Raw genomic sequence first — 23,400 nt, 5'->3', positions numbered from 1 at the left:
ACTATCACTCCGCGACATCGGGTAAGTTGAACCCCCGGGAGACGCGGGCGTCTTCGCCCGAAACTTCCACCAGCGCGACCGGATTTCGACCGTATCGTGCCCAGTAAAGCCCGTCTGTCAGGGGCAGCCCGGTCAGAACGCGGCCCTGTCGGACCGCCCTTGCCTGCTCCGGATCAAGATCAAGGGCCGGGATGTCGTCCAGCCCCGCCTCCAGCGGCAAGAGTATGTGTTCAAGTGGCGCGCCCTTACCGGTTTCGTTCAATTTGTCCAGCGAAATCGCCTGGGAGAGATCGAACGGCCCGGCCTTGAGGCGGCGTAGCATGGTAACCGTGCCGCAGGTGCCAAGCGCATGCGCAATGTCGCGCGCCAGACTGCGTATATAGGTACCCTTGCTCACATTTGCCAGGAGGGAAACCTCCCCCACCGGGGGAGGGGGACCAGCCGCAGGCTGGTGGAGGGGCAGGTCGGGCGTGTTCTGCGCTTGCTGGGCGCGCCCCTCCACCACGCTACGCGTGGTTCCCCTCCCCGTGTCGGGGAGGATCTCATCTCCGCCTTCGCGCGGATGCTGAACGGTAAACTCGTAAACCGTCACCGCCCGCGTCTTCAGTTCCACCGTCTCGCCCGCCCGCGCCAGGTCATAGGCCCGCTGGCCGTCGACTTTCAGCGCCGAATACGCCGGCGGCACTTGCTCGATCGCGCCGGTGAAGCGCGGCAGCACCGCTTCGATGTCCGCCATGGTCGGCAAATGCTCGCTAGTGGCGATCACCGTGCCTTCGGCGTCGAGCGTGTCGGTCTCCTCGCCGAAGCGCACCGTGAACGCATAGATCTTGCTGGCATCGAGCATGCGCCCCGCGAGCTTGGTCGCTTCGCCGATCGCGATCGGCAGCACCCCGCTCGCTAGCGGATCGAGCGTGCCGCCGTGGCCGACTTTCACCTTTTTGCCGTACCCCGCCTCGCGCAAGTTGCGCTTCACCGCCGCGACCGCCTGCGTCGAGCCGAGGCCCAGCGGCTTGTCGAGGATCACCCAGCCATCGGGCATCAGCCGCCCGCCACGAACAGCGCGAGTGCCATGAACTTCTCGCGCGCCCACTCGACCGGCGGGACCACCACGTTCTCGACGATGCCGAGGCTGGGGAACAGATACGGGATCACCAGCAGCAGCACGAACAGCAGCGGGAAGCCGAACGGCCGCAGCTTGGCGTAAGAGCGGGCAAGATGCGGCGGCAGCAGGCCCTCGACGATGTGCGAGCCGTCGAACGGCGGGATCGGCAGCAGATTGAACAGCGCCAGGAACAGGTTGATGACGATGAAGTAGTTGAACGCCATGAAGGCGATCTCGCCCAGCCCCGTCGGCGGCGCGGTCAGCGTGCCGAGGAACAGCCCGAACAGCACCGCGCCGATCGTCGCGAGGATCAGGTTGGTGCCGGGCCCCGCCACGGCCACCGCCATCATCCCCAGCCGCGGATTGTTGAGCCGTCGCTGGACCACCGGAACCGGCTTGGCCCAGCCGAACACCGGCGCCCCGGTCAGCGCGAGGACGCCGGGCAGGATTACCGTGCCCACCGGGTCGACATGCCGCAGCGGATTGAGGCTCAGCCGACGCTGCTCCTTCGCGGTCGGATCGCCCAGCATGTTCGCCACCCAACCATGCGCCACCTCGTGGAACACGATCGCAATGACGAGGCAGGGAATGAGGATGAGCGCCAGCAGCACGGTTTCGGTCATGCGGCGCTAGATAGGGCGGCGCGGGACAGGGCGCCAGCGGTGGGGATGGCGGGGCTTCGATGGATGTGGATTGTTTGGAAGGGATGGCCGCTTTCAGGTCTCGGCGGAGGTGGGGCGGATGGCGGGAATGTTGTGGGGAGCGGACATCTAGCTATCGATGAATACGATACCCTCGGTCATTTCCGGATAATGAACTAAGCCTGCCTCCACCGTATCGATCATCACGCCAGAATTGAGCTTTCCACCACCGATCATCTCGGCCTCCGGCATGTCCCAACCCGCATGCCCGTCGAGGAACTCACGATGATCGAAGTCGCATACCACCACCCCCGCCATGCCATCGGCAAGCACCCGATCGCCAATTTTAATAGCGCGGCCGGTTGCGTAGTTCATGACGTCTCTTACGTGCTTCTTCTGCTTTTTACACAGGGATCAAAGCTTAATCATTCAGCGTCCGCAATGTCGTCGTGTCCGGCAGTCCTCTTTCGAGCTGAAAACGCGATAAGCTGCCATGTCCGCTATCAGGCGCGGCGCGGGACGCCCCCAATGACCGGAAAGTCGTGGAAAACAGCAAGTCCGCTTCGGGCCGTCGCGGGGAGCAAACTGCCTTTCCGCCAATTTTACTTGCGACAAGCGCCGCATCGTATGCTGATCACGCTGGGGTGTATGTGTGAAACCCCTCTTCCCAATGATCCTCGTCAATCACATATTTGTCGGCCGTAAATCCACTGACATGATCTCGAAATCCGACAAGTTTGGATGTTCTCGCAATTGCGTCTCTGGCCTTCTCTTCGGTCGAGTAAATTCCAATAGTTTTTACGTCCGTTTCATCGGGATTTATCTCGCGTGAGTGTTCAACGAGGTAAACGAACATCTGGGGTTCCTTGCGTCTAACAATGTCGCAGACTGTTCACTCGCATCCTGTCGCCCTTGTGGGATGACCGCAACAGGGAAACGATCCGCCCCTAGGTAACAGCGATAACGTTGTCGTGTCCGGCAATGCCGCTTTCAGCAGGAAAAAGCGATAAGCTGCCGCCCACCATCCGTACGCCTCCGCGTCAATTTTCGCCTAAAGAGCGGCCGTTCAGCAGTTCGATAACGTTCCCTGAAATTGGCCGACCATTCAAGTACCATCGGGGGGCATCAAATGGCTGACTATAGCCCGCTTTTTGCTCGACCGCTCTTGGAAAGCTGGACCCCGGATCAAGTCCGGGGTGACGAAGGGGGAGGCGCAAGTTTGGGCGGGTGGCCTTCGACACGCTCAGGTTGAGCGGGGGTGGGGCTTGGGGCTTGGGAACGGGTGTGAAGGAGAGGTTGGATGAGGCCGCTCTGCCGCCCGCCGCCCGTCCTTAGCGCGACAGCGCCTCGCGAAAATGGCGGCGGCACAAGGCGACGTAGCGGTCGTTGCCGCCGATTTCGGTCTGGGCACCTTCGTCGACTGCGCCGCCCGCAGCGTCGATGCGCAAGTTCATCGTCGCCTTGCGGCCGCAGTGGCACACGGCCTTGAGCTCGACGAGGGCGTCGGCGATGCCGAGGAGCTGGGCCGAGCCGGGGAAGAGTTCGCCCTGAAAGTCGGTCCTCAGGCCATAGCACAGCACCGGCACGCCCGCTTCGTCGGCCAGACGCGCGCATTGCCAGACTTGATCGGGGGTGAGGAACTGCGCCTCGTCGATCAGCACGCAGGCGAGGGGGGCGACGGCGTGCGCGGTGCTGACTTCGTGCCACAAGTCGGTGTCCGCCGCGAACCGCCGCGCGTCGGCGCCGAGGCCGATGCGGCTTTCGATGGCGTGGTCGGCGCTGCGGCCGTCGATGGCGGCGGTCCACAGCAGCGTGCGCATGCCGCGCTCGCGGTAGTTGAAGTCGGCCTGCAGCAGCGTGGTCGATTTGCCCGCGTTCATGCTGGCGTAGTAGAAATAGAGTTTCGCCATACGCGCCCAGGCTTAGTCCGGCATGATTACATGCGGTACGAAGCGCGAGAGGTTTCGGGTGATCCGCGAGCCATCCTCGCGCATGCCGAGCCCGGCGGCGCGATCGCCCACCATCCAGCTGCCAAGCACCGCGTGCTGGCCGGAACGTTCGAATAGAGGCGCATAGGCCTGCACCACGCGTGGCTCGTTGCCGTAATCGCCTTCGCTGGCTTCCACCGTCTCGCCCTTGCGCCGCAACGTGACGTTCTCGCCCTCACGCGAGAACACCGGCTTCACCACCGCGTCGGCGAGCTTCTCGGCACGCGGATCGTCGGCGAAGAAGGCGGGGAGCAGGTTGGGGTGGCCCTCGTGGCGTTCCCACAGCAGCGGCAGGATCGCCTTGTTGGAGAGAACCGTCTTCCATGCAGGCTCGATGAAGACGCCGGGCTTGAGATACTGCGCGAAGGGCTCGCGCAGCATGTCTTCCCAAGGGTAGAGCTTGAAGCAGCGGTCGATCGTGCGCTCATGCTCGTCGACGAAGCGGCCTTGCGCGTCGACGCCGATCGCCTGAATGTCGAGCATGTCGACTTCGTGCCCAGCCTGCACCGCGCAGTCCATCAGGTAGGTCGTGGTGCCGCGATCCTCGTCGTTCTCCATCCAGCACGAGAAATGCAGGATGCGGTCGGGCGGGAAGGTGGCGAAAGCCTCGACCAGGCTTTCCTGGAGCATGTTGAACTGATCGCAGCCTTCCGGCAGCGCGCCGAGCTCCATCTGGTCGACAAGCCAGTTGTGCTGGAAGTAGGCCGCCTCGAAGATCGAGGTGGGCGTATCGGCGTTGTATTCGAGCAGCTTGGCGTTGCCGAGGCCATCGTAAGCGAGATCGAAGCGGCCGTAGAGGTGGCGGTCGCCCGCCGCCCAGGAATCCCGGATCAGCCCGTGCCGTTCCTCCGGGATCGCCATGCGTGAGAGCAGCGCGGTGTCCACCGCGACTTCGGCGACGAGGTCCATGCACAGCTCGTGCAGGGCCTCGGTCGGGGCCTCGATCTCGTCCTCGATCTCGGCGATCGAAAAGGTGTAGGCGGCATCGTCGACCCAGTACGGCTCGCCGTACATCTCGTGGAAGCCGAAGCCGACGGCGCGCGCCTTCTCGCGCCAGTCGGGGCGTTCGGGGAGGGTTATGCGGTCCATGGGTTAGTTACCTGACAACGAATTACGACACAGGGGCCGTCATGCTGAACTTGTTTCAGCATCCATCTCGCCCCCCCGAACCGACGGCGCGGGAGGCGGAATGGACCCTGAAACGAGTTCAGGGTGACGAGTTTTCGAAGCGTCGTTCTCTCACCCGCCGAAGCTGAAGCCGCCGCTGCGGCCGCCGCTCGACCGGCTCATGCCCATGCCGCCGAAGCCTTTGGCGGCCACCGCCTTGGTGTTGACGTTGACCGGTTTGGTGCGCGCGATCCCGCCGGATCCACGATCGACCGTCACCGTGCTGCCGCCGCGATCGCGGTAGATCGGCGTGCCATAGTAGCCGCCGCCGCTGCCGATGTAGCCGTTGTTCCAGTAGTTACGCTGCATCATCTGGCCGATGGCGAAACCGGCCAGAAGCGGCATGAAGCTATTGCCGCCGGTGTTGTTGTTATACGTCGGGGTGCAGTTGTTCGCGCCCCATTCCTGCTGGCATTCGGCGAGGGTATTGAACTTGGGCGCCTCGTCCTGTTGCGCCTTCAAGGCGGCGGCGAAGGACTGCGCGCACAAGTCCTCGGGAAAGCCCGCGCTCTTGCATTCGGTCACGGTGGTGAAGCGCGCGTCGGAAAACTCCGGCTCGCTGCTGCCGCAGCCCGACAGGCTCATGCTGGCTGCGGCGATGCCGCCCAGGACCAGCTTATGGCGCTGGCCCGAAGTGAAGCGGCGCTCGCGGCGCGGTTTGTCGTTGGAATCGGTCATCCGATCCTCCTGTTCAATACGTCATGCAGGCGGCATTGAGCATGCCGGTGACGAGCGCGATGCCGCCCGCCCAGACGCCCGCCGCCATTTCGCCCGCGTCGATCCGCTTCGAAAGCTCCTTCTGCGCCATCGCCGCCACGGCAAAGGCGATCAGCTGCAGCACCGCGCCGATCACCGCCCAGATCACGAAGTCGATAATCGACACCGAATTCGCCGCTGCCGAGGCCAGCGGCAGGCTGAAGCCGACCAGCGCGCCGAGGTAGGCGGTCGCCGCCGCGGTGTTGCCCGCGCGGATCAGGCGGAACTCGTGCTGCGGCGTGATGGCCGAATAGACCAGCGCGAAGATCACCAGCAGCACCGCCCCGCTGCCGAAATAGGCCAGGAATGCCGGCAGTCCGGCCACGTATCCGTTCATTGCGTCACCCCTTGAAGATTCTTCGTCATACCCGCTCGATATCGGCCACGCCGAGGCCGTAGCCGATCAGGAACTCGATCGAGGCGCCTTCGCGGCGCGCCTCCAGCGCGAGGTCCTGTTCGATGTTGAGCAACAGCATTTCCTCTACCGCGCCCACCTTGCGCGCATAGAGCATGCACTTTTGCTGGATCTCGCGCGAATTCTTTCCGTCCGACACCGTCTCGACGAACTCGACGAGATCGGCATGCTCCTCGCCCGAGCCCCAGTAGCGCGCATAGAGGAGGCCGTCGGCATCGTATTCGGGCGCGCCGACCAGCCCGCCGCGACCGACCCAGCGCTGCCATTCCGAACGGCCCGCCGGCACCACCGAGTCCCACGGGCGATAGAGGCTGACGTCCTGCACCGCCTCGCGGTCGCTGCCCGGCGGCGCGATCACCTGGATGATGCGGTCCTCATCATCGTAGTAGCGAGTCAGCTGCGAATTGCCGTCGAGCCGCGCGGTGCCGACCGCGGCGACCACGAAAGTGCCGCCCTCGGGCGCGCCCATCGCCGGATCGCCTGCCGCCAGCGCGGCTTCGAGCCCCAGCGTGTCGATCACCAGCGCGCCGCCGATCGCGCACTCCAACGGGCCCAGCTCCTCGGGGAGAGCTTCCTCCTTCTTGCCGCCGAACCAAGACCGGATCATGCCGGAACTCCCGCCAGTGCCGCCCAGTCGATCCGCTCGGGCGGGCAACGCGCGTCGGCGATGTAGAAGATCGTATCGCCGCCCGAAACCTCGCAGTCCGGCGCGCAGTTGAGATCGACGGTGCCGTCGCGCACAATGCCGACCACCGTCAGGTCGTGATGCTCCTTGAGCGCGCAGAACAGCGGCAGGTAGCGCATCGTCGCGGCGCCTTCGGGCACCTTGAACGAATAGGCGGTATCGGGATTGCGGTTCGAGAACATCAGCCCCGCCAGCCGCGAGGAACCGGGATCGCGCGCGGCGCGCACCAGCATTTCCGACGCGATCGAGGTGATCACTTCGATCTCGGGAAACTGGCGGTGGACGAGGTCGGCGGCGCCCGCATCCTGGAAATAGGCGACGATATGCGCTTCGGGCGCGGCCGCGCGCGCGGCGAGCGTCGCGGCCAGCGTCTCGTCGTCGAGCTTGCCGCGCACGACCACTGTGGCGGCCGTTCCCGCCCCGGCGCGTTCGTAATTGTCGAGCTGGGACAGTTCGTCGGTCGCCACGAAGTCGACCGTATCGGGCAGGGGATTTTCAGTCAGGCCGCAGGCCAGCAGCACGATCCGGTCTCCCTTGGCAGTGCCTTGCTCGTGCGCCAGATCCTCAATCAAATGCCGCGTGCGTGCGCCTTGCCAGCCGACCACCACGATGTGGCCATGCCGTTCGGAAAAGTCGCCCATGCCTTGCAATCGTCGTCTCCAGAAACCGCCGATGTCCGCGATCGCCTTGCCGAGCACCGAGGTAAACAGCGCGATCGAGCCCGGCAAGACCCACACGATGTCGACCAGCCGGCCCATCCGGTCGCCCGGCGACAAGTCGCCGTAGCCGACGGTCGTCGCCGTCGTCATGTAGTAGTAGAGGAAGGTAATTGCATCGCCGGTAAGATCGCGCTCGCCCGCCCAATCGAGCAACGCCCAACTCACCAGCGCATGGCCGAGGAGCCCCAGCGTCAGCACGCTCCACGAAAGCGTCGCGATCGCGGTGTAGACCTTCTGCCAGACGGTGCGGATGATGGGCATGGCTCGCTTCGATTGCCCCCTTGCTTGGCCGTGGTGGGCAGCTAAAACCCCGCGCGTGGTTATACAGGCCCGCGATGGGCCAGCAAGGGCAGCGGTGGCTGCAGGAGACAGGCAAAGATGACAGAGCAATGGCCCGTGCCGACTGGCGGCTGGAGCCTCGCCGAACTGACCGAACTCTTCGCGTCCGACCCGGAGGAGCTGGGCGATGTCGACGTTTCGGTCGAAGGCGAAGTGCTGCGCATCACGCTGAAGGAGCGCGGCGATCTCGACGTGCTGATGGTCGCGACCGGCGAGCAGATCCTGTGCGGCGTCAATATTATCGCCGCATCTGAGATCCCCAATCGCGAGGCGTTCGAGCGCACGCTGCTGGCGGTGCACAAGCTGATCCCTCTGTCGACCTTCGGCATCACCACCGTGGGCGATGCGGAATGGTACGAGCTGTTCGGATCGCTCTCCTCGCTGTCCGAAGCGCATCTGCTGGTCGAGGAAGTCTCGGTGCTGGCCGCGAATGCGGTCGATGCCGCCGAATGGGTTTCGGAATGGATCGCCGCGGGCGGCGACAGCACGAAGATGGGAGAAGCGGCATGAGCGTGTGGGGCAAGCTGTTCACGGCCGTGCGCGGCGGTGCGAATGAAGCCGGCGAAGCGATCGTCGATACGCAGGCGATGCGCATTCTCGACCAGGAACTGCGCGATGCCGATAATTCGCTGCGCAAGGCGCGCGGCGATCTCGCCAACATGATGGCGACGGCCAAGCGCATCGAAAAGCGCGTCGAAGCGACCAAAGCCAAGGAAGCGCGCGATATCGAAAATGCGCGTTCGGCGATGGACGCGGGGCGCGAGGACCTCGCCCGCGCGGTAGCCGAGCGGGTCGCGGTCAGCCGCGCCGAACTGCAGCGCGACGAAGCCGATCTCGCGCAGATGCAGGAAAAGCAGCAAATCATGCTGCGCACCGTCAAGGAAACCGAGCAGCGCATCGCGGCGATGAAGCGCGAAGTCGAAAGCGTGAAGGCGACGGAATCGCTGCAGAAGGCGCAGAAGGCGATCGCCTCGAGCCATGCCGGCGTGAACTCGCGGCTCGGCAGCGCGATGGGCTCGCTGGATCGGATCAAGGACCGCCAGGAACAGCTCTCGGCGCGCCTCGAAGCAGGCGAGGAAATGGCGATGATCGAAAGCGGCGCCGATCTCGATCGCCAATTGCTCGAAGCCGGGATCGGCGGGCGGACGTCCAGCGCGGATTCGATCCTCGCGGAGATTGCCGGCCCGTCGAAATCGCAAGGCGCGCTGCCTTCGCCCGGCGCGAGCCCGGCGGACGACATTCTGGCCGAGCTCAAGGGATCGAAGGCGCTGCCGAAGGAGTAAGGCGGCAGCCGGGCGGATCGCACGACCCGGAAAGCGCAGAGTGGGGGCGGATCGCCAATGACTCGAAATGTGGCGGGACCCGAACGATGGCCGGGGCGATGACGGCTTTCGCGGGCGAATTTAAGGACTGCGAGCGTCTGGAATGTCGTGGGGAGCGGACATCTAGCTATCGATGAATACGATACCCTCGGTCATTTCCGGATAATGAACTAAGCCTGCCTCCACCGTATCGATCATCACGCCAGAATTGAGCTTTCCACCACCGATCATCTCGGCCTCCGGCATGCCCCAACTCTCATGCCCGTCGAGGAACTCACGATGATCGAAGTCGCATACCACCACCCCCGCCATGCCATCGGCAAGCACCCGATCGCCAATTTTAATAGCGCGGCCGGTTGCGTAGTTCATGACGTCTCTTACGTGCTTCTTCTGCTTTTTACACAGGGATCAAAGCTTAATCATTCAGCGTCCGCAATGTCGTCGTGTCCGGTAATTCCGCTTTTGACGTGAAAACACGATAAGCTGCCATGTCCACTTTCAGAGGCCGTTCGCTTGGCTCTAAATGTCGCGAAAGTCGCGGGAGGCGGACATTATATGCCAAGCCATTCCAATTCGCCCGGCAGGTCGAACGCTGCGTAATCCACCTGCAAAACTCTTCGGCTTGCGGGAGTTGTCGAAGCATCCGACGCATGCAGGATTGGTGTGGAGTAAAGCCATGCGTCGCCCGCCTTCGCCAGACAAGTCAGTATACTGTGGCTCTCGACCGCCTCACTAACTTTTTCGACCGGTACGCGCCCAATCAAGTGCGAACCAAGAGCTATCAAGAGCGGCGCGTTTGTCTCTGGCACATCGTCGAGGTGCACGCGCAGCGTCACCATTTGGGCGAGCAGATCGGCTGGCGGCGCGACATGGTTCATCCCACGCTTTATAGTCCAGGGGCCGAAGCCCTCCACCTCTCGCCTCTCTTTGACGCAAATTGTCCGATCCTGATGCCAGCCCAAGCCCCAGTTGGCTCCAGCGGACTTGTTGAACAAAATTGCTCGAACTGGTTTCGCCGATGGGCCAAGGACCGTCGCAGCGACCGTTCCGATACATCCATCCGTTGCAAGGAGCGGCTTCAGCGCGCCGATACCGTGAATGCGCGTGCCCGCTTCGTCGGCTGGAAGATGCGCCAGTGCGTTCTCTAAGATGGGCAAGCACGCCTTGATTGCATCACGGAACACCTTCGCCCCATCAGCAGAAAACGTATCAGTCATCTCGCTCATGGGCGGCAGCTAGACTGCAAACCAGTCCGAACGCAACGACCGCAATGTCGTCGTGTCCGGAAGGTCCACTTTCGGGCAGAAGATGCGGGAAGCTGCCATGTCCGCAATCAGAGAGACTAACATGGGCCCCGAGAAAGGAAAGTCATGGGGAGCGGACCTACGGTGCTAGCTGAACCCAAATCGTCGGCACGTCGTATTTCGCTGCCCATTGGTGGGCCGCCGCCAGCGCAGCGTCGAGCGATACATCGTCCTCCGAAAGCGACCCGTAACCGACCCACTCTCCCGACCGCTTCCATGAACCTCCGGTGCCGTAGAACTTCCCATCGTTGGCTTCGATAATGAGCCAACGGCCTTCATCGCCCAAGTCAGGCATGTCCTCTCCGGGTGCGAGACAAACTACACTGGCCACATCGGTCAGATAACGGCTTCACTGGAAAGTTCGCAAAGTCGTCGTGTCCGGAAAGTCCGCTTCCGGCCATGACGGATCGTTAGGACCCATCTGCATCCACGGGTGCCGTTTCGCTCGCCGGGTTCGCTGAAGGCAGCGCGGGTGCGGGTTTCGGTGCTTCGGCGCGGCGCACCGTCAGGATCTTCACCGGGTTCTCGATCATCTGGCCTTTCAGCGCGCCTTCGCCCTTGGTGGCGGAGCGGGGCAGGTCCCAGATCGCCATGACCACGTCCATGCCTTCGACCACATGGCCGAAGGCGGCGAAGCCGGCGCGGGCTTCGGGGTCGTCGCTGTCGGGCTGCGCGTCGAGCCCGGGCATGTCGGCGACCATGATCGAGAAGTCGGCGGTCGCCGTCCCCGGCGCATAGCGGGCGAGCGAGATGGTGCCGCGCTTGTGGAGCACCCCGGTCTCGCTGGTCGGCTCGTGCGCCACCGGCTCGAAGGTCAGCTTCGGATTGGCGGCGATTCCGCCCTGGATGAGGCCGTTGGGCGGCGTCCCCCAGTCGAGGTGCATCGAGCGGTAGAAGCTGGTCCCGTCCAGCCGCTTGGCATCGACGTACTTGAGGAAGTTCGCGGTCGACAGCGGCGCGCGGGTTTCCTCCAGATCGACGAGGATCGTCCCCGCCGTGGTCTCGATCGCGACGAAGACGTCGTCTTTGGGGGCGGCGTCGGGAGCGGGCGGGGTGGCGGCCAGCAATAGCGGCGCGAAAAGGGCGAGCGGTGCGAATCGGGCTTTCATCGCGCCAGTCTGGCGAAGCCCCCGGCGAAGCGCCAGTCGTGCGCGTCGCCGGCGGGCCTCAGCAGGCTTCGGCCGTGAAGTGCTCGATGATCGCGGGATCGATCGGCTCCTTGAACACGGCGAGGCAGTGACCCGTCTCGTCGCGGCTTGCACACGTCGCGGCAAAGGGCCCGATCGCGCCGATCCACAAGGCGAAATCGGTGTCGAGAAGGGCTGAGGTGCCATCGAGGATCAGTTCGCATCCGCCGGCACCAAGCTGCGAGATCAGCGCTGCCACCGACACGGTGGCGCCGATACATTCGCCGTAAACTTGCATCATTCCAGATCCGTCCAGGGCTTCGAAGGCCGAATTTGTTATCATTATTGGTGTAGCCGACATGCGAAGGCCGAACGCCAATGATGCTTCTGCCACTAAACGCGGAATGTGTTAATACGGTTTCCGTTCGACTATGTATTCATGACAAGATCGCCGAAGGGCGGATTTGGCGGTTGAAACGCCTGGAATTGCGGGCTTTTCAGATGAGATCCGGGGCGGGTGTGCGACCGCTGAGATCAGCGATGAAATCGCGCGTCCAGTTTTCCACATTGGAATCGCGGACCGAGGCGAGCAGTTTCGTGTGGCGCTCGATCCGTTCCTCCTTGGACATGTCGAGCGCGTACTTGATCGCGATGCTGACTTCCTCGGAGCTCATCGGATTGACCAGCACCGCGTCGGGCATCTGCAGTGCCGCGCCGGCGAAGCGGGACAGGATCAGGACGCCCGGATCCTCCGGATTTTGCGCCGCGACGTATTCCTTGGCGACGAGATTCATGCCGTCGCGCAGCGGCGTCACCAGGCCGATGTCGGCGGCGCGGTAGAACCCGGCCAGCTCGGTGCGCGGATAACCCCGATTGACGTAACGGATCGGCACCCAGGCGACGTCGGCATGCGCTCCGTTGATGTGGCCGGCCTTGCGCTCAAGGTCCTCGCGGATCTGCTGGTAGCTGGCGACGTCGCCGCGTGAGGGCGGGGCGATCTGCAGCAGGACGACGTCCTTGGCCATTTCCGGATTGTCGGTCAGGAATCGGCCGAAGCTGTCGAGCCTCTCGCCCAGACCCTTCGAGTAATCGAGCCGGTCGACGCCGATCAGCACTTTGCGCCCGCGCGTGCTCTGCCGCAGCTTCTGGTAGGACGCCTCGGCTTCCGGGCTCTTCGCGCCGGCCGTGAAATCGGCGTAGTCGATGCCGATCGGAAAGGCGCGCGCCTGGATCGTGCGGCCCTCGTACTCGATCTCGCCATCCGGGCTGACCGGCAGGCCGAGTTCCTTGTCGATGTAGTGAAGAAAGCTTTCGAGCCATTCGCTGGTCTGGAAGCCGATGAGGTCGCACGCGAGCATCGAGGTCACGAGGCGCTCGTGGAAGGGCAGGGTGACGAGCAGGCGCGTCGGTGGCCAGGGCGTGTGCAGGAACAGGCCGATGCGGTTCTTGAGGCCCTTGCCGCGCAGCAGCGAGGCGAGCGGCAGCAAGTGATAGTCTTGGATCCACACCAGATCGCCGGGCTCGATCAGCGGTCCGACGCTATCGGCGAAGCGCGCGTTTACCCGCTCGTAGCCTTCGCCGAAGTTGCGGTCGTATTCGGTGAGGTCGATTCGATAGTGGAACAAGGGCCATAGCGTGCGGTTGGCGTAGCCGTTGTAGTATTCGTCGACGTCCTGCGGCTCGAGATCGATCGTCGCGGTGGTGACGCCCTGGTTGCGCTGCATGTCGAGATGGCCGGTGAACGTATCGGTCTCCTGACCCGACCAGCCGAACCAGATGCCCCCGTAATCGCCCAAGGCCGCCGAGAGGGCGACCGCGAGGCCGCCTTGTGCGCCTTTTGCCCCCATCGCCTTGGGCGCCGATACGCGATTCGATACGACGATCAATCTGCTCAAAGCTCATCCCCTGCCGGTCGTGTCCGTGCTCCCTTCGTCCAGCGGACGCAAGAGGCCGATATTCTCGCGCGGCCGACCAAAGCGGCAGTGCGCGTAACTAGCGCCAGTCTCTCCATGACCGGGACAGAACTCCGGCGCAGTTTATAATACCAACTAGCGAGTAGGTTTGGGGAAAGTTCCCCCACAGCTCGCCCGTTTCGAAATCCATGTCTTCGGACAAAAGGCCCGACTTCGTGCGATGCGCGAGCATCGCCTCGAACAAGCCTTTCGCCTCTTCGTCGCGGCCATCGAGATGCAGCGCCTCGATCAGCCAGAAGGTGCAAATGTTGAATGCGGTTTCGGGCAGTCCGAAATCGTCCTCATTGGCATAGCGCAGCATGTGCTCGCCGCGCCGCAGCCCCTTCTCGACCGCCGCCAGCGTCGCCTTGAACCGCGGATCGTCGGGCTCGACATAGCGCAGCTCGACCATTTGCAACAGGCTCGCGTCGAGCTCGTCACCGCCGAAGCTGGCCGCGTAGTGGCCGCCTTCTTCGTTCCAGGCGCCCTTGTCGATGTTCTCGCGAATGATATCGGCGCGCTCGCTCCAGACTTTCTCACGATCTGTCAGCCCGAGCCGCTGCGCGGCATTGGCGAGCCGGTCGCAGGCGGCCCAGCACATCACGCTCGAATAGGTGTGCACGGCCGCGCGGGTGCGCAGCTCCCACAAGCCCGCGTCGGGCTGATCGTGCATCTTCCAGGCCATTTCGCCCACTTCCTCGAGGCTGGCGAAATCGTCCTCGTTGGCCATGCGCAGCAGGCGCTTGTCCGAAAAGGCCTGGATGTTCGGAATGATGATTTGGCCGTAGCAGTCGTTCTGCAGCTGGTAGTAGGCCGCATTGCCGATGCGCACCGGGCCCATGCCGCGATAGCCGGGAAGGCAGTCTGCCTCCCACTCGATGATCTCCTTGGCGCCCGAGACCGCATAGAGCGGCTGGATAACGCCCGCATCGGCATCGTCGACGAGGTTGCGCAAATAGGCGAGGTACTTTTCCAGCACGTCGAGTGCGCCCAGCCGGTTGAGCGCCTGCACCGTGTAATAAGCGTCGCGGATCCAGCAGTAGCGATAGTCCCAGTTGCGCTGCGTGCCGGGCGCTTCGGGGATCGAGGTGGTCAGCGCGGCAACGATCGCGCCGGTTTCCTCGTGCTGGCACAGCTTGAGCGTGATCGCCGCGCGGATCACCGCGTTCTGCCAGTCCATCGGCGTGGCGAGGCCGCGCACCCAGTGCTGCCAGTAACCCTCGGTCTGCTGCAGCATCGCCTCGACTTCGCGGCCGACGTTGCCCACGAAAGGTTCGTCCGGGCCGAGATAGAAGTGCATCTCGCTTTCGACGCGAAAGTGCCGCTCATCGAGAATGTAGCCCACCGGGGCATTGGTGCTGAGCCGCAACCCGGCACGATCCACCAGATAGCGGATGTGGTTGGTGCCGTGCGTGACGGGGGCCTGCGCGGTGCCGTAGCCGTTCATCGGCGTCAGCAGCACCGAAAGCCGCGGCGAACCGCAGACCGGGCGGATGATGCGTGCGAAGGCCATCGGGCGGAACATGCGTCCGGACCGTTCGAAGCGCGGACAGAAGCTGAACACGTCGACCATGCCGCCGTGCGCATCCTCGAGACGCGTGCGCAAGATCGGCGTGTTGCGCACGTATTCCTGGTGCGTGGCAACCTGATCTTCGAGCACGAAGCGCCAGGTCCCCAGTTCCTGCCCGTGGTCGCCGCGCAGCAGCGAACAGAACGTCGGATCCCCGTCGACCCGGGGCACGCAGCCCCACACCAGCGAACCCTCTTCGTCGAACAGGCCGCTGACCTGGCAATTGCCGATCGGCCACAGTTCCAGGGAACTCATGCGGCGTCTCCCGTAACCGCGCCCAGCCATGCGTGGACCGCCGCGACGCTTTCGAGACGCCACACCGCCGCCGTCTCGCGCATCGGACCCACGAGAATGCCGCCCCCGCCGTAGGGGGCGACCGCCTTGAACGCGTCTTCGTCGGTCACGTCGTCGCCCGCGAAGACCGGGCGCGTATTCTTGAAGCCGGGCAGGTCCATGAAGCGGCGAACCGCAGTGCCCTTGTCCGATCCGGGCATGACCAGCTCGATCACCATCTTGCCATGCTTGAGCTTGAGGCCATTCGCGGCGGCCATAGCCTGCGTTGCTTCGAGCAGAGCTTCGCAGGCGGACGGATTGGTGCGGTAATGGATCGCGGCGCTGAACGGCTTTGCCTCGACCAGCAGGTCTCCATGGGCCTTGGCCAGAGCTTGCAGGTTTTCGAGAACCGCTGCGGGCAGGGGTTTGGCCAGAGGAATCGCGTCGCGCGCGCCGGCTTCGCGGAACTCGCCGCCGTGGGAGCCGGCCATGGCGACCGCGACGGGGCCGAGGAAGCGGTCCAGATCGGACAAGGCGCGGCCACTCACGATTGCCATCCGGCCGTCGAGGGAGGTCGAGAGCGCTTCGAGCATCGCCGGCAACCCGTCCGCCACATGAATGCTTTCGGGATGATCGGCGATCTCGACGAGCGTGCCGTCGAAATCGAGAAACAGAGCGATCATTTCGCCAGTGGCGATAGGGCTTGGCCGGGGGAGGTCAGAGGGGATCGGAATTTCGCTTTCGGGGAACGCTTCGCGGCAGTCGATAGTCATTTGCGGCCCCTTGTTGCACAAAGTGCCGGTACGAAACCAGCCCCGACGTGTGCGGAGCCGCGCGATGCGCCTAAGCCGTCCTGCCGGTTGTCATGCCCCGACTCGAGCGCCATGTACCCGCGCGGAAGGATGCCGAGGAGGAAACGATCGAGGCCATCGAGACAATACAGGACTATGTGTCCGCGAATCTGTGGGCGAAGACTTTGGTCGGTCTCGCCGGGGTGCTGCTGCTTGCCTGGATGGCGAACTGGCTGACCAAGAAGCTCGTCGTCCGCCCGGTAACCGCGCTGATCGCGCGCACGCCCTTGCGCAACGAAACGCACGACGTGCAGTCGCTCGTCACGCACCTGGCCAATGTCGTGCCGGCGATCATCATCATGCAGGGCTTCGGCCTGATCGAGGGCATGCCCGAAAAGCTGGTGGTGGTGGTTGCCGCCCTGGCCAACGCGTTCATCATCTTCACGCTGGCGCGCGCGCTGTGCGACTTGCTCGAACTTGCCAACGATACCTACGAATTGAAGCCCGAAGCGGCTTCGCGCCCGATCAAGGGCTACCTGCAGGTCGGCAAGATCCTGATCTACGCCGCGGCGGTCGTCCTGATCACGGCGACGCTGATCGGCGAATCGCCCGTGATCTTGCTATCCGGCCTCGGCGCGCTGGCGGCGGTGCTGATGCTGGTTTTCCGCGACACCATCCTCTCGCTGGTCGCCTCGGTGCAATTGCGCTCGAACGATATGCTCCGCGTCGGTGACTGGATCGATATGCCGCAGCTCAACGCCGATGGCGACGTGATCGACATTTCGCTGCACACGGTAAAAGTGCAGAACTTCGACAAGTCGGTGACGACCATTCCCACCCACAGCCTGGTTTCGGAAGCCTACCGCAACTGGCGCTTCATGCGGGAATGGGGCGGGCGACGGATCAAGCGCTCTTTGTATGTCGATCAGACCACGATCGACTTCGTCGAGCACGAGGACTGGGAGCGCTTGCGCCGCTTCCGCCTGCTGCAGGACTACATGGCGCGCAAGGAAGCCGAACTTGCCGAATGGAACGACGCGAACGCGAAGGCTTGTGGCGGCGAGCCGGTCAACAAGCGGCGCCCGACCAATATCGGCACCTTTCGCGCCTATGTCCGCGCGTACCTCAGCGCGCATCCCCGGATCGCGGACCGCGGCACGCTGCTCGTCCGCCAGCTCGAACCCTCGGGGCAGGGGCTCCCGCTGGAGATCTACTGCTTTACCGATACGGTCGCCTGGGACGAGTACGAGGGGATTCAATCCGACATCTTCGACCATCTCCTCGCGATCATGCCGCAGTTCGGGTTGAAGCTCTTCCAGGCGCCGACGGGGCACGACTTGCGCGGCATCGAGTGGCCCCGCGCGCAGCCGGCCGCGAGCCGCGAACCCGCGACTTCGGCCGCGAACTGAGGCGGGGGCGGGCGAAACCATGTCCGCCTTTTTCATCACGCTGATGGCCGTGCTGTTCGCAGGCTGCGGCGCGCGTGACCAGATCGATATTGCCGGACTGACGCTGCGCCAGGGCCGCAGGCCGGGCGTGCTGGTCGTCGCGCTGGCCTGCGCGATCGCGACCGCCATCTTCGCCGCCTGGGCCGCGACGGTCTTCGCGGCGATGCTGCCGCCGCCGGCGCGGATCTGGTTCGTCGCGATCGCGCTGGGTCTGGCGGGCGGAGAATCGCTGCTGCTAACGGCGAAAGCCGCGCCACAGGAGCCGACTCATTCGCTGGGCGCGCTCGCGCTGCTGTTGCTCGCGCATCAAGTGACCGACGCCGCGCGCTTCATCGTCTTCGGCATTGCCGCCGGCATGGCCGCGCCGATCGTCGCCGGGATGGCCGGCGCGCTTGGTGGCGGCGTTCTGGTCGCGGCGGGTTGGGCCCTTCCGGAAGTGGTCAAAAGCCGCCCGGCGCGCCTCGTGCGGCGGATTGTCGGGGCACTGCTGCTGCTCGCGGCGATCACCATCGCCTTGCGCGAACGCGGAATAGTGTAATCGGGAAAACCGATCGAACTTTGCCTTTATGCGCGAGTTTTCGAACATACATAAGCCGCACAGCAAGGAGGACGATACCATGACCAACAATGACAACAGCAAGGGCGCGCTCATCGACAGCCTGAACGCGCTGCTCGCCGATACTTTCGCGCTCTACATCAAGACCAAGAACTTCCACTGGCACGTCAAAGGCCCGCAGTTTCGCGATCTGCATCTGCTGTTCGACGAGCAGGCGGCGCAGATCTTCGCGCTGACCGATCTGGTCGCCGAACGCGTGCGCAAGAACGGCGGCACCACGCTGACCAGCCCCGCCGCGATCACCGCCAAGACCCAGATCAAGGCGCAGGACGATACCGCGCTCGATGCGATGAGCATGGTGCGCGAGCTGCTGGCCGACAACGAGACTTACGTTGCGCGGCTGCGCGAAGTGAAGGACGCCGCCGGGGAAGCGGGCGACAATGCCACCGACGGCATCGTCGACGACTGGACCGACCAGGCGGAGCAGCGCGCGTGGTTCCTGCGCGAGATCCTCGCCTGATCCGCTTCGCTTGTCGGGCCGCGCCTGCTAGGCTCCAGGCCATGGCCACCATCGATATCATCGAATCCGCTAGCGACGCCGCGATTGCCGACTGGTTCGCCCAGCGGCTCGCGGCGGCGCTCGACCGCGCGCAGGGCGAGATCGCGGTGACGGTGCCGGGCGGCTCGACGCCGTTTCCGATCCTCTCGGCGCTGGCCGAAGCGCCGCTCGATTGGTCGCGCGTGGCCGTCTGGCCGGGCGACGATCGCATCGTCGAGGAGGCGCATCCCGCCAGCAACGTCGGTCGGGTGCGCGAGCGGCTGGAGCCAGTCGGCGCGACCATCGTGCCGCTCACGCCCGAAGCGCGCCCGCCGCACTTCGCGCTGGCCTGGCTCGGGATGGGCGGCGACGGGCATATCGCCTCGCTGTTTCCGAATACCGACCCGCGCGTCGACGATGCTCAGGCGGTGCGCACGCTCACCCCCGATCCGCTGCCGCCCGAAGCGCCGTTCGACCGGATCACGCTCACGCTGCCCGCGCTGCTCGACAGCGACGAGATCGTCTTCGTGATCCGCGGCGCGGACAAGCGCGCGGTGTTCGAGGATGCGGCGGCGGGCCGGTCGGACTTGCCGGTCGCGCGGCTGCTCGGGGCGGCGACCCAGAAGGTCACATGTTTCACCTGATCCCGGCGCCGCTGCACCGGCTCGCCTTGCGGCTCGGCTACCGCCTGATCTGGAACTGGCTGCGGATCCGGAAGCCGGCGCGGCGCGGCGCCAGCGTCATCGTCGAGCGCGCGGATGGCAAGATCCTGTTCGTGCGGCATTCCTACGGATCGCGCGCGTGGTGCTTTCCCGGCGGCGGGCACAAGCGCGGCGAGGAGCCCGAGCACTGCGCGCGCCGCGAAATGCGCGAGGAGCTGGGGCGCGGCATAGCAAAGATCGAACTGGTCGGGCTGATCGAGGAAACGATCAACGGATCGCCGCATGCCTCCTCAGTGTTCGCCGCCAGTCTGGATGGCGAGCCCGAACCCGACGGCCGCGAGATCATCGAAACACGGTTCTTCGATCCCGCCGCGCCGCCGGACGAGCTGCCTTACCCGGCCCAGCAGCGCCTCGCCTTGTGGCGCGCTTACAGAAGCGGCAACTGACCGCTGCGTTCGGCGGCGGTTTCACGCCCGCTCTCGTCCTCGGGGCGGACCAGCGCCGATAGCGTCAGCCCCATCAGTCGCACCGGCTGCTGCAGCGGCATCAGGTCTTCGAGCAGACCGAGGCCCAGCGCGGCGAACTCGCTCTTGCCCGAAACGATGTGGGGGATCGATCGGGCGCGCGTCACCGTATGGAAATCGGCATAGCGCAGCTTGAGCGTGACCGTGCGGCCTTGCGCCTGGGCGCGCTCGATCCGTTCCCAGACGATGTCGACGAACCCGTCGAAGGTTTCGCGCAAGTCCGCCGGATCGTCGATGTTCTGGTGGAACGTCCGCTCGCCGCCGACCGATTTGCGCTGGCGATTGGCGCGCACTTGCCTGAGGTCGACCCCGCGTGCGGCGCGGTAGAGATATTCGGCGAAGCTGCCGAAGTGCGCGCGCAGGAACGCCAGGTCCTGCGCCGCGAGATCCGCGCCGGTCTCGATCCCGAGCCTTGCCATCTTCTCCGCTCCGCGCGGACCCACGCCATGGAACCGGCGCACCGGCAGCGACTGCACGAAGGCCGCGCCTTCGCCGGGTCGGATCACGCACAAGCCATCGGGTTTGTTCTGATCGCTGGCGAGCTTGGCGAGGAACTTGTTGTAGGACACGCCGGCGCTTGCGGTGAGGCCGGTTTCGGCGCGGATGCGGCGGCGGATTTCTTGCGCGATTCGCGTCGCCGTGCCGATTCCGCGCAAGTCCTCGGTGACGTCGAGATAGGCTTCGTCGAGGCTGAGCGGCTCTACGTGCGGCGTGTAATCGTGAAAGATCCCGCGGATCTGCTGGCTCACTTCGCGGTAGGCGTCGAAGCGCGACTTGCGAAAGATGAGGTCGGGGCACAACCGCGCCGCGCGGGACGACGGCATCGCCGAGCGCACCCCGAAGACGCGCGCCTCGTAGCTCGCCGCCGCGACCACTCCGCGCCCGGACGAGCCGCCGACCGCGACCGGCTTGCCGCGCAGCTCGGGAAAATCGCGCTGCTCGACGCTGGCGAAGAAGGCATCCATGTCGACATGGATGATCTTGCGCAGCCCTGCGCTTTCCTCGTCCTCCTCGCCGCCGGATTCGCCTGCTTCGATCATCCCGTTGTCATAGCGGATCTGCGCGCCCGGGAAATCGCCTCGCGTCATGTCTCCCGTGATACCCGGCACGCGCCGCCCGGTTGTGCAGTTGCGAAACAAACGCTTTGCACTGAGTACGCGATGCGCCATGAGCCCGGCGATGCTAGCGCCCTTGGATCAACCGGCTAAATTTCGCCTGAGCGAAGTCGAGTTCGTCGCCATGATGGCGGCGTTGCAGGCCCTGCAGGCGCTGGCGATCGATATCATGCTGCCTGCGCTTGGGGTGATCTCGCGCGACCTGTCGCTCTCCGATCCCAACGATCGCCAACTGGTGGTGGGCATTTTCCTCGTCTTCAGCGGGATGGGATCGCTGTTCCCGGGATCGATATCGGACAGGTTCGGGCGCAAGCCCGTCATCTTGGTGTGTCTGACCGCCTACATCGTGCTTTCGCTCGGCTGTGCGTTCGTCAACGACTTCACCGCGCTTCTGATCATGCGTGCGCTGTGCGGGGTGTTCACTGCGGGGTTGTTGGTGCTGCCGATGGCGGTCATCCGCGACCGGTTCGAAGGCGATCGCATGGCGCGCACCCAGTCGTTGGTGGCGATGGTGTTCATGGTCGTGCCGATGATCGCACCGATCCTGGGGCAATCGATCATGCTGATCTCCGGATGGCGCGCGATCTTCCTGCTCATGGGCGGGCTGGCCACGCTGGTCATGGTCTGGATCTGGCTGCGCCTGCCCGAGACGCTGGCCGATGAACATCGCCAACCTGTCGAACTGCGCGTGATCGGGCGCAACATGGTCTCCGCGCTGCTGTGCCGCGAGTCCTTCGGCTATGTCTTCGGTCTCGCCTTCATTCAGGCCGCGCTGCTGGGCTACATCAACAGCTCGCAGCAGCTCATCGGTGAGCACTTCGGCGCGGGCCTGCTGTTCCCGGCGATCTTCGGTACGATGGCGATGGGCATGGCGGGTACGAACTTTGTCAATTCGCGCATCGTCGAGCGTTTCGGCGCGCGCCGCGTCTCGCACACGGCGACGTTCACCTACATCGCGCTCGCGCTGGTGCACATCGCCATTGCCAGCGGCGGCGAGAGCCTGTGGGCCTTCGTGCCGTTGATGATGGCGAGCATGTGCATGATGTCCTTCATCGGCGCGAACTACCAGTCGGTCGCGCTGCAGCCTTTCCCTCGCACTGCCGGGGCGGCCGCCTCGGTCATGTCGTTCGTGCGGGTTCTGCTGGGCTCGCTGCTGGGTATCCTGATCGGTCAGGCTTACGACGGGACGCCGGTGCCGCTGCTCGCCTCGATGCTGGTCGCCGGCGTCCTCGCCATCCTGTTGGTGCTGTATTCCGAACGCGGCAAATTGTTCCGTCGGCTCAATCCCCCCGTGAGGCCCTGAGCGCTCTGGATAAGCTTGGGGATAACCACGGGGACAAACCGTGGAAACTGCGAGGCGCGCAGTGAGTCTAGACTATTCCGGGCATTGCGCGACTTAGCCTACAAATGGGCACGCTCGCGAGCGCCAAGCCGGATCAAGTGCGCCCCAATGACGCCAGTTCGCGCCGTCCGAGGCTGGGTCTGACAGCGGGAGCGGGCGCCGCGTTCGCTTGACCCAAACCGCGCAGCACGTGCCCCAGCTTGGCCGCCTTGGTCGTATGCACGCGGTGGTCCCAGGCATGCGCGCCGAGCCGTTCGACCTCGCGGCCGATCGCGCCGTAGATGTTCGCCGCGGACAGCACCGCCCAGCGCTGGCGAAAGCGCAACCGCGCCGCGCCGACCCGGGCCGAGGCTTCGTATCCCCGTGCCAGTTCACAAGCCCGCGCAACCATCGGCACTAGCGCGCGGCGGTAGTGCGGCTTGGTCACTTCGCCGGGCGGGATGTCCGCTTCGACCAGCCATTCGATCGGCAAGTAACAGCGGCCCGCCGCATCGTCTTCCCAGACGTCGCGCACGATATTGGAAAGCTGGAAGGCGAGGCCGAGATCGCACGCGGCGTCGAGCGTCTCGTCGTCTTCGCCGGGCACGCCCATCACAGCGGCCATCATCACTCCGACTGCGCCCGCGACGTGGTAGCAATAGCGCAACATGTCGGCTTCGCTGCGCGGCCGCCATTCGCGCGCGTCGAGCGCGAACCCCTCGATCACGTCGTTTGCCATGGCGAGCGTGATCGGCGTCTCGGTGGCGAGCAGGCCCAGCGCGTCGAAGGCGGGATCGCCGGTGGCCTGTCCGGCAAAGGCGAGAGCGGTGCGCTCGCGAATGAGGGCGAGCCGCGCCGGGGCGTTCTGTTGCGGCCCCAGCGCGCCGCCCATGTCCTGCGCATCGGCCAGATCGTCGCAGGCCCGGCACCAGGCGTAGAGCATCCAGACCCGCTCGCGGGTTTCACGCTCGAACAAGCGGCTGGCAGCGGCGAAGCTTTTGGAGCCCTTGCGGATCGACTGGCGAGCCTGCGCGACAAGACCATCTCGCGTTACCCGCGTCAGCAGGTTCTCTGTCGGCATGGCT

Annotated in this window: 28 protein-coding genes; 8 read left to right on the top strand and 20 right to left on the bottom strand. The window is 64.8% G+C overall.

Going from position 1 to position 23,400, the window contains the following annotated elements; genetic code table 11:
- Positions 1–4: 4 nt before the first annotated feature.
- From truB to GQO94_RS06520, 10 genes are all read right to left on the bottom strand, one after another.
- Positions 5–1,039: a tRNA pseudouridine(55) synthase TruB gene (gene truB / locus GQO94_RS06565; RefSeq protein ID WP_156840367.1), complete on the bottom strand. Its 1,035-nt coding sequence runs from the start codon at positions 1,037–1,039 to the stop codon at positions 5–7.
- Positions 1,039–1,725 carry a site-2 protease family protein gene (locus tag GQO94_RS06560; RefSeq protein ID WP_156840366.1) on the bottom strand — a complete coding sequence of 229 codons (687 nt, stop codon included), beginning with the start codon at positions 1,723–1,725 and terminating at the stop codon, positions 1,039–1,041. Before GQO94_RS06560 ends, truB begins: the two co-directional genes overlap by 1 nt.
- 147 nt (positions 1,726–1,872) lie before the next feature.
- Positions 1,873–2,118 (bottom strand): hypothetical protein, encoded by a 246-nt coding sequence (locus GQO94_RS06555; protein ID WP_156840365.1) that lies wholly within the window; start codon positions 2,116–2,118, stop codon positions 1,873–1,875.
- Between the two features lie 259 nt (positions 2,119–2,377).
- The gene (locus GQO94_RS21520; protein ID WP_156840364.1) at positions 2,378–2,599 is read right to left on the bottom strand and encodes a DUF7336 domain-containing protein; all 222 of its coding nucleotides are present in this window, start codon (positions 2,597–2,599) and stop codon (positions 2,378–2,380) included.
- 475 nt (positions 2,600–3,074) lie between these two features.
- Positions 3,075–3,653: a thymidine kinase gene (locus GQO94_RS06545; RefSeq protein ID WP_156840363.1), complete on the bottom strand. Its 579-nt coding sequence runs from the start codon at positions 3,651–3,653 to the stop codon at positions 3,075–3,077.
- A 12-nt stretch (positions 3,654–3,665) separates the two neighbouring features.
- Positions 3,666–4,820 carry a glutathionylspermidine synthase family protein gene (locus GQO94_RS06540; RefSeq protein ID WP_156840362.1) on the bottom strand — a complete coding sequence of 385 codons (1,155 nt, stop codon included), beginning with the start codon at positions 4,818–4,820 and terminating at the stop codon, positions 3,666–3,668.
- Between the two features lie 150 nt (positions 4,821–4,970).
- A complete protein-coding gene (locus GQO94_RS06535; protein ID WP_156840361.1) occupies positions 4,971–5,576 on the bottom strand; it encodes a DUF1190 domain-containing protein in 606 nt (201 codons plus the stop codon).
- Positions 5,577–5,589: 13 nt separating this feature from the next.
- Positions 5,590–5,991 carry a DUF350 domain-containing protein gene (locus GQO94_RS06530; protein WP_156840360.1) on the bottom strand — a complete coding sequence of 134 codons (402 nt, stop codon included), beginning with the start codon at positions 5,989–5,991 and terminating at the stop codon, positions 5,590–5,592.
- 25 nt (positions 5,992–6,016) lie between these two features.
- A complete protein-coding gene (locus GQO94_RS06525) occupies positions 6,017–6,676 on the bottom strand; it encodes a DUF2491 family protein (RefSeq protein WP_198045844.1) in 660 nt (219 codons plus the stop codon).
- Positions 6,673–7,734, bottom strand: a complete 1,062-nt coding sequence (locus tag GQO94_RS06520) for a potassium channel family protein (protein WP_232332804.1) — start codon at positions 7,732–7,734, stop codon at positions 6,673–6,675. The genes GQO94_RS06525 and GQO94_RS06520 overlap by 4 nt, the downstream gene beginning before the upstream one ends.
- Positions 7,735–7,851: 117 nt before the next feature.
- Between GQO94_RS06520 and GQO94_RS06515 the strand changes: the two genes are divergently transcribed.
- Positions 7,852–8,322, top strand: a complete 471-nt coding sequence (locus GQO94_RS06515; protein WP_156840359.1) for a DUF2170 family protein — start codon at positions 7,852–7,854, stop codon at positions 8,320–8,322.
- A complete protein-coding gene (locus tag GQO94_RS06510; RefSeq protein ID WP_156840358.1) occupies positions 8,319–9,095 on the top strand; it encodes a PspA/IM30 family protein in 777 nt (258 codons plus the stop codon). The genes GQO94_RS06515 and GQO94_RS06510 overlap by 4 nt, the downstream gene beginning before the upstream one ends.
- Positions 9,096–9,257: 162 nt before the next feature.
- Here the strand turns inward: GQO94_RS06510 and GQO94_RS06505 are convergent, their stop codons facing one another.
- From GQO94_RS06505 to otsB, 8 genes are all read right to left on the bottom strand, one after another.
- Positions 9,258–9,503, bottom strand: a complete 246-nt coding sequence (locus GQO94_RS06505) for a hypothetical protein (RefSeq protein ID WP_156840357.1) — start codon at positions 9,501–9,503, stop codon at positions 9,258–9,260.
- A gap of 182 nt (positions 9,504–9,685) precedes the next feature.
- Positions 9,686–10,360, bottom strand: coding sequence for a phytanoyl-CoA dioxygenase family protein (locus GQO94_RS06500; RefSeq protein ID WP_156840356.1), 675 nt, complete (start codon positions 10,358–10,360; stop codon positions 9,686–9,688).
- 157 nt (positions 10,361–10,517) lie between these two features.
- Positions 10,518–10,724 carry a hypothetical protein gene (locus tag GQO94_RS06495; protein ID WP_198045843.1) on the bottom strand — a complete coding sequence of 69 codons (207 nt, stop codon included), beginning with the start codon at positions 10,722–10,724 and terminating at the stop codon, positions 10,518–10,520.
- A gap of 124 nt (positions 10,725–10,848) precedes the next feature.
- A complete protein-coding gene (locus tag GQO94_RS06490; protein WP_156840354.1) occupies positions 10,849–11,547 on the bottom strand; it encodes a peptidylprolyl isomerase in 699 nt (232 codons plus the stop codon).
- Between the two features lie 58 nt (positions 11,548–11,605).
- A complete protein-coding gene (locus GQO94_RS06485) occupies positions 11,606–11,866 on the bottom strand; it encodes a hypothetical protein (protein WP_232332803.1) in 261 nt (86 codons plus the stop codon).
- Positions 11,867–12,062: 196 nt separating this feature from the next.
- A complete protein-coding gene (gene otsA / locus GQO94_RS06480) occupies positions 12,063–13,460 on the bottom strand; it encodes an alpha,alpha-trehalose-phosphate synthase (UDP-forming) (protein ID WP_156840353.1) in 1,398 nt (465 codons plus the stop codon).
- Positions 13,461–13,557: 97 nt separating this feature from the next.
- Positions 13,558–15,342: a glycoside hydrolase family 15 protein gene (locus GQO94_RS06475; RefSeq protein ID WP_156840352.1), complete on the bottom strand. Its 1,785-nt coding sequence runs from the start codon at positions 15,340–15,342 to the stop codon at positions 13,558–13,560.
- Positions 15,339–16,133: a trehalose-phosphatase gene (gene otsB / locus GQO94_RS06470; protein WP_156840351.1), complete on the bottom strand. Its 795-nt coding sequence runs from the start codon at positions 16,131–16,133 to the stop codon at positions 15,339–15,341. Before otsB ends, GQO94_RS06475 begins: the two co-directional genes overlap by 4 nt.
- A 92-nt stretch (positions 16,134–16,225) precedes the next feature.
- Between otsB and GQO94_RS06465 the strand changes: the two genes are divergently transcribed.
- From GQO94_RS06465 to GQO94_RS06445, 5 genes are all read left to right on the top strand, one after another.
- Positions 16,226–17,560 (top strand): mechanosensitive ion channel family protein, encoded by a 1,335-nt coding sequence (locus GQO94_RS06465; RefSeq protein WP_156840350.1) that lies wholly within the window; start codon positions 16,226–16,228, stop codon positions 17,558–17,560.
- Positions 17,561–17,579: 19 nt separating this feature from the next.
- On the top strand, positions 17,580–18,137 hold the full coding sequence (locus GQO94_RS06460; RefSeq protein ID WP_156840349.1) for a hypothetical protein: 558 nt from the start codon (positions 17,580–17,582) through the stop codon (positions 18,135–18,137).
- A 79-nt stretch (positions 18,138–18,216) separates the two neighbouring features.
- Positions 18,217–18,675, top strand: a complete 459-nt coding sequence (locus GQO94_RS06455; protein WP_156840348.1) for a Dps family protein — start codon at positions 18,217–18,219, stop codon at positions 18,673–18,675.
- Between the two features lie 41 nt (positions 18,676–18,716).
- The gene (locus GQO94_RS06450; RefSeq protein ID WP_156840347.1) at positions 18,717–19,337 is read left to right on the top strand and encodes a 6-phosphogluconolactonase; all 621 of its coding nucleotides are present in this window, start codon (positions 18,717–18,719) and stop codon (positions 19,335–19,337) included.
- Positions 19,325–19,801 carry an NUDIX hydrolase gene (locus GQO94_RS06445; RefSeq protein WP_156840346.1) on the top strand — a complete coding sequence of 159 codons (477 nt, stop codon included), beginning with the start codon at positions 19,325–19,327 and terminating at the stop codon, positions 19,799–19,801. Before GQO94_RS06450 ends, GQO94_RS06445 begins: the two co-directional genes overlap by 13 nt.
- Here the strand turns inward: GQO94_RS06445 and dinB are convergent.
- On the bottom strand, positions 19,783–20,919 hold the full coding sequence (gene dinB, locus GQO94_RS06440; protein ID WP_156840437.1) for a DNA polymerase IV: 1,137 nt from the start codon (positions 20,917–20,919) through the stop codon (positions 19,783–19,785). The two genes, GQO94_RS06445 and dinB, sit on opposite strands and share 19 nt — an antisense overlap.
- A 139-nt stretch (positions 20,920–21,058) precedes the next feature.
- On the opposite strand from dinB, the gene GQO94_RS06435 reads away from it, so the two are divergent.
- Complete coding sequence (locus GQO94_RS06435; protein WP_156840345.1) at positions 21,059–22,297, top strand: multidrug effflux MFS transporter; 1,239 nt, start codon at positions 21,059–21,061, stop codon at positions 22,295–22,297.
- 133 nt (positions 22,298–22,430) lie between these two features.
- On the opposite strand, the gene GQO94_RS06430 is transcribed toward GQO94_RS06435, so the two are convergent.
- Positions 22,431–23,396, bottom strand: a complete 966-nt coding sequence (locus tag GQO94_RS06430; RefSeq protein WP_156840344.1) for a phytoene/squalene synthase family protein — start codon at positions 23,394–23,396, stop codon at positions 22,431–22,433.
- Positions 23,397–23,400 lie beyond the last annotated feature (4 nt).

This window comes from Novosphingobium aquimarinum (assembly GCF_009746585.1).
GTDB classification, from domain to species: domain Bacteria; phylum Pseudomonadota; class Alphaproteobacteria; order Sphingomonadales; family Sphingomonadaceae; genus Novosphingobium; species Novosphingobium aquimarinum.
This window is presented reverse-complemented; position numbering and strand designations above follow the sequence as displayed.

Bases quoted from the DNA above. Each gene is read 5' to 3' on its own strand.
- GQO94_RS06435 (WP_156840345.1), top strand. From the start codon at position 21,059: ATGCTAGCGCCCTTGGATCAACCGGCTAAATTTCGCCTGAGCGAAGTC.
- GQO94_RS06475 (WP_156840352.1), bottom strand. From the start codon at position 15,342: ATGAGTTCCCTGGAACTGTGGCCGATCGGCAATTGCCAGGTCAGCGGC.
- dinB (WP_156840437.1), bottom strand. From the start codon at position 20,919: ATGATCGAAGCAGGCGAATCCGGCGGCGAGGAGGACGAGGAAAGCGCA.
- GQO94_RS06525 (WP_198045844.1), bottom strand. From the start codon at position 6,676: ATGATCCGGTCTTGGTTCGGCGGCAAGAAGGAGGAAGCTCTCCCCGAG.
- GQO94_RS06515 (WP_156840359.1), top strand. From the start codon at position 7,852: ATGACAGAGCAATGGCCCGTGCCGACTGGCGGCTGGAGCCTCGCCGAA.
- truB (WP_156840367.1), bottom strand. From the start codon at position 1,039: ATGCCCGATGGCTGGGTGATCCTCGACAAGCCGCTGGGCCTCGGCTCG.
- otsB (WP_156840351.1), bottom strand. From the start codon at position 16,133: ATGACTATCGACTGCCGCGAAGCGTTCCCCGAAAGCGAAATTCCGATC.
- GQO94_RS21520 (WP_156840364.1), bottom strand. From the start codon at position 2,599: ATGTTCGTTTACCTCGTTGAACACTCACGCGAGATAAATCCCGATGAA.
- GQO94_RS06455 (WP_156840348.1), top strand. From the start codon at position 18,217: ATGACCAACAATGACAACAGCAAGGGCGCGCTCATCGACAGCCTGAAC.
- GQO94_RS06445 (WP_156840346.1), top strand. From the start codon at position 19,325: ATGTTTCACCTGATCCCGGCGCCGCTGCACCGGCTCGCCTTGCGGCTC.
- GQO94_RS06485 (WP_232332803.1), bottom strand. From the start codon at position 11,866: ATGATGCAAGTTTACGGCGAATGTATCGGCGCCACCGTGTCGGTGGCA.
- GQO94_RS06520 (WP_232332804.1), bottom strand. From the start codon at position 7,734: ATGCCCATCATCCGCACCGTCTGGCAGAAGGTCTACACCGCGATCGCG.
- GQO94_RS06510 (WP_156840358.1), top strand. From the start codon at position 8,319: ATGAGCGTGTGGGGCAAGCTGTTCACGGCCGTGCGCGGCGGTGCGAAT.
- GQO94_RS06535 (WP_156840361.1), bottom strand. From the start codon at position 5,576: ATGACCGATTCCAACGACAAACCGCGCCGCGAGCGCCGCTTCACTTCG.
- GQO94_RS06500 (WP_156840356.1), bottom strand. From the start codon at position 10,360: ATGAGCGAGATGACTGATACGTTTTCTGCTGATGGGGCGAAGGTGTTC.
- GQO94_RS06490 (WP_156840354.1), bottom strand. From the start codon at position 11,547: ATGAAAGCCCGATTCGCACCGCTCGCCCTTTTCGCGCCGCTATTGCTG.
- GQO94_RS06540 (WP_156840362.1), bottom strand. From the start codon at position 4,820: ATGGACCGCATAACCCTCCCCGAACGCCCCGACTGGCGCGAGAAGGCG.
- GQO94_RS06545 (WP_156840363.1), bottom strand. From the start codon at position 3,653: ATGGCGAAACTCTATTTCTACTACGCCAGCATGAACGCGGGCAAATCG.
- GQO94_RS06555 (WP_156840365.1), bottom strand. From the start codon at position 2,118: ATGAACTACGCAACCGGCCGCGCTATTAAAATTGGCGATCGGGTGCTT.
- GQO94_RS06450 (WP_156840347.1), top strand. From the start codon at position 18,717: ATGGCCACCATCGATATCATCGAATCCGCTAGCGACGCCGCGATTGCC.
- GQO94_RS06430 (WP_156840344.1), bottom strand. From the start codon at position 23,396: ATGCCGACAGAGAACCTGCTGACGCGGGTAACGCGAGATGGTCTTGTC.
- GQO94_RS06465 (WP_156840350.1), top strand. From the start codon at position 16,226: ATGCCCCGACTCGAGCGCCATGTACCCGCGCGGAAGGATGCCGAGGAG.
- GQO94_RS06505 (WP_156840357.1), bottom strand. From the start codon at position 9,503: ATGAACTACGCAACCGGCCGCGCTATTAAAATTGGCGATCGGGTGCTT.
- GQO94_RS06530 (WP_156840360.1), bottom strand. From the start codon at position 5,991: ATGAACGGATACGTGGCCGGACTGCCGGCATTCCTGGCCTATTTCGGC.
- GQO94_RS06560 (WP_156840366.1), bottom strand. From the start codon at position 1,725: ATGACCGAAACCGTGCTGCTGGCGCTCATCCTCATTCCCTGCCTCGTC.
- GQO94_RS06460 (WP_156840349.1), top strand. From the start codon at position 17,580: ATGTCCGCCTTTTTCATCACGCTGATGGCCGTGCTGTTCGCAGGCTGC.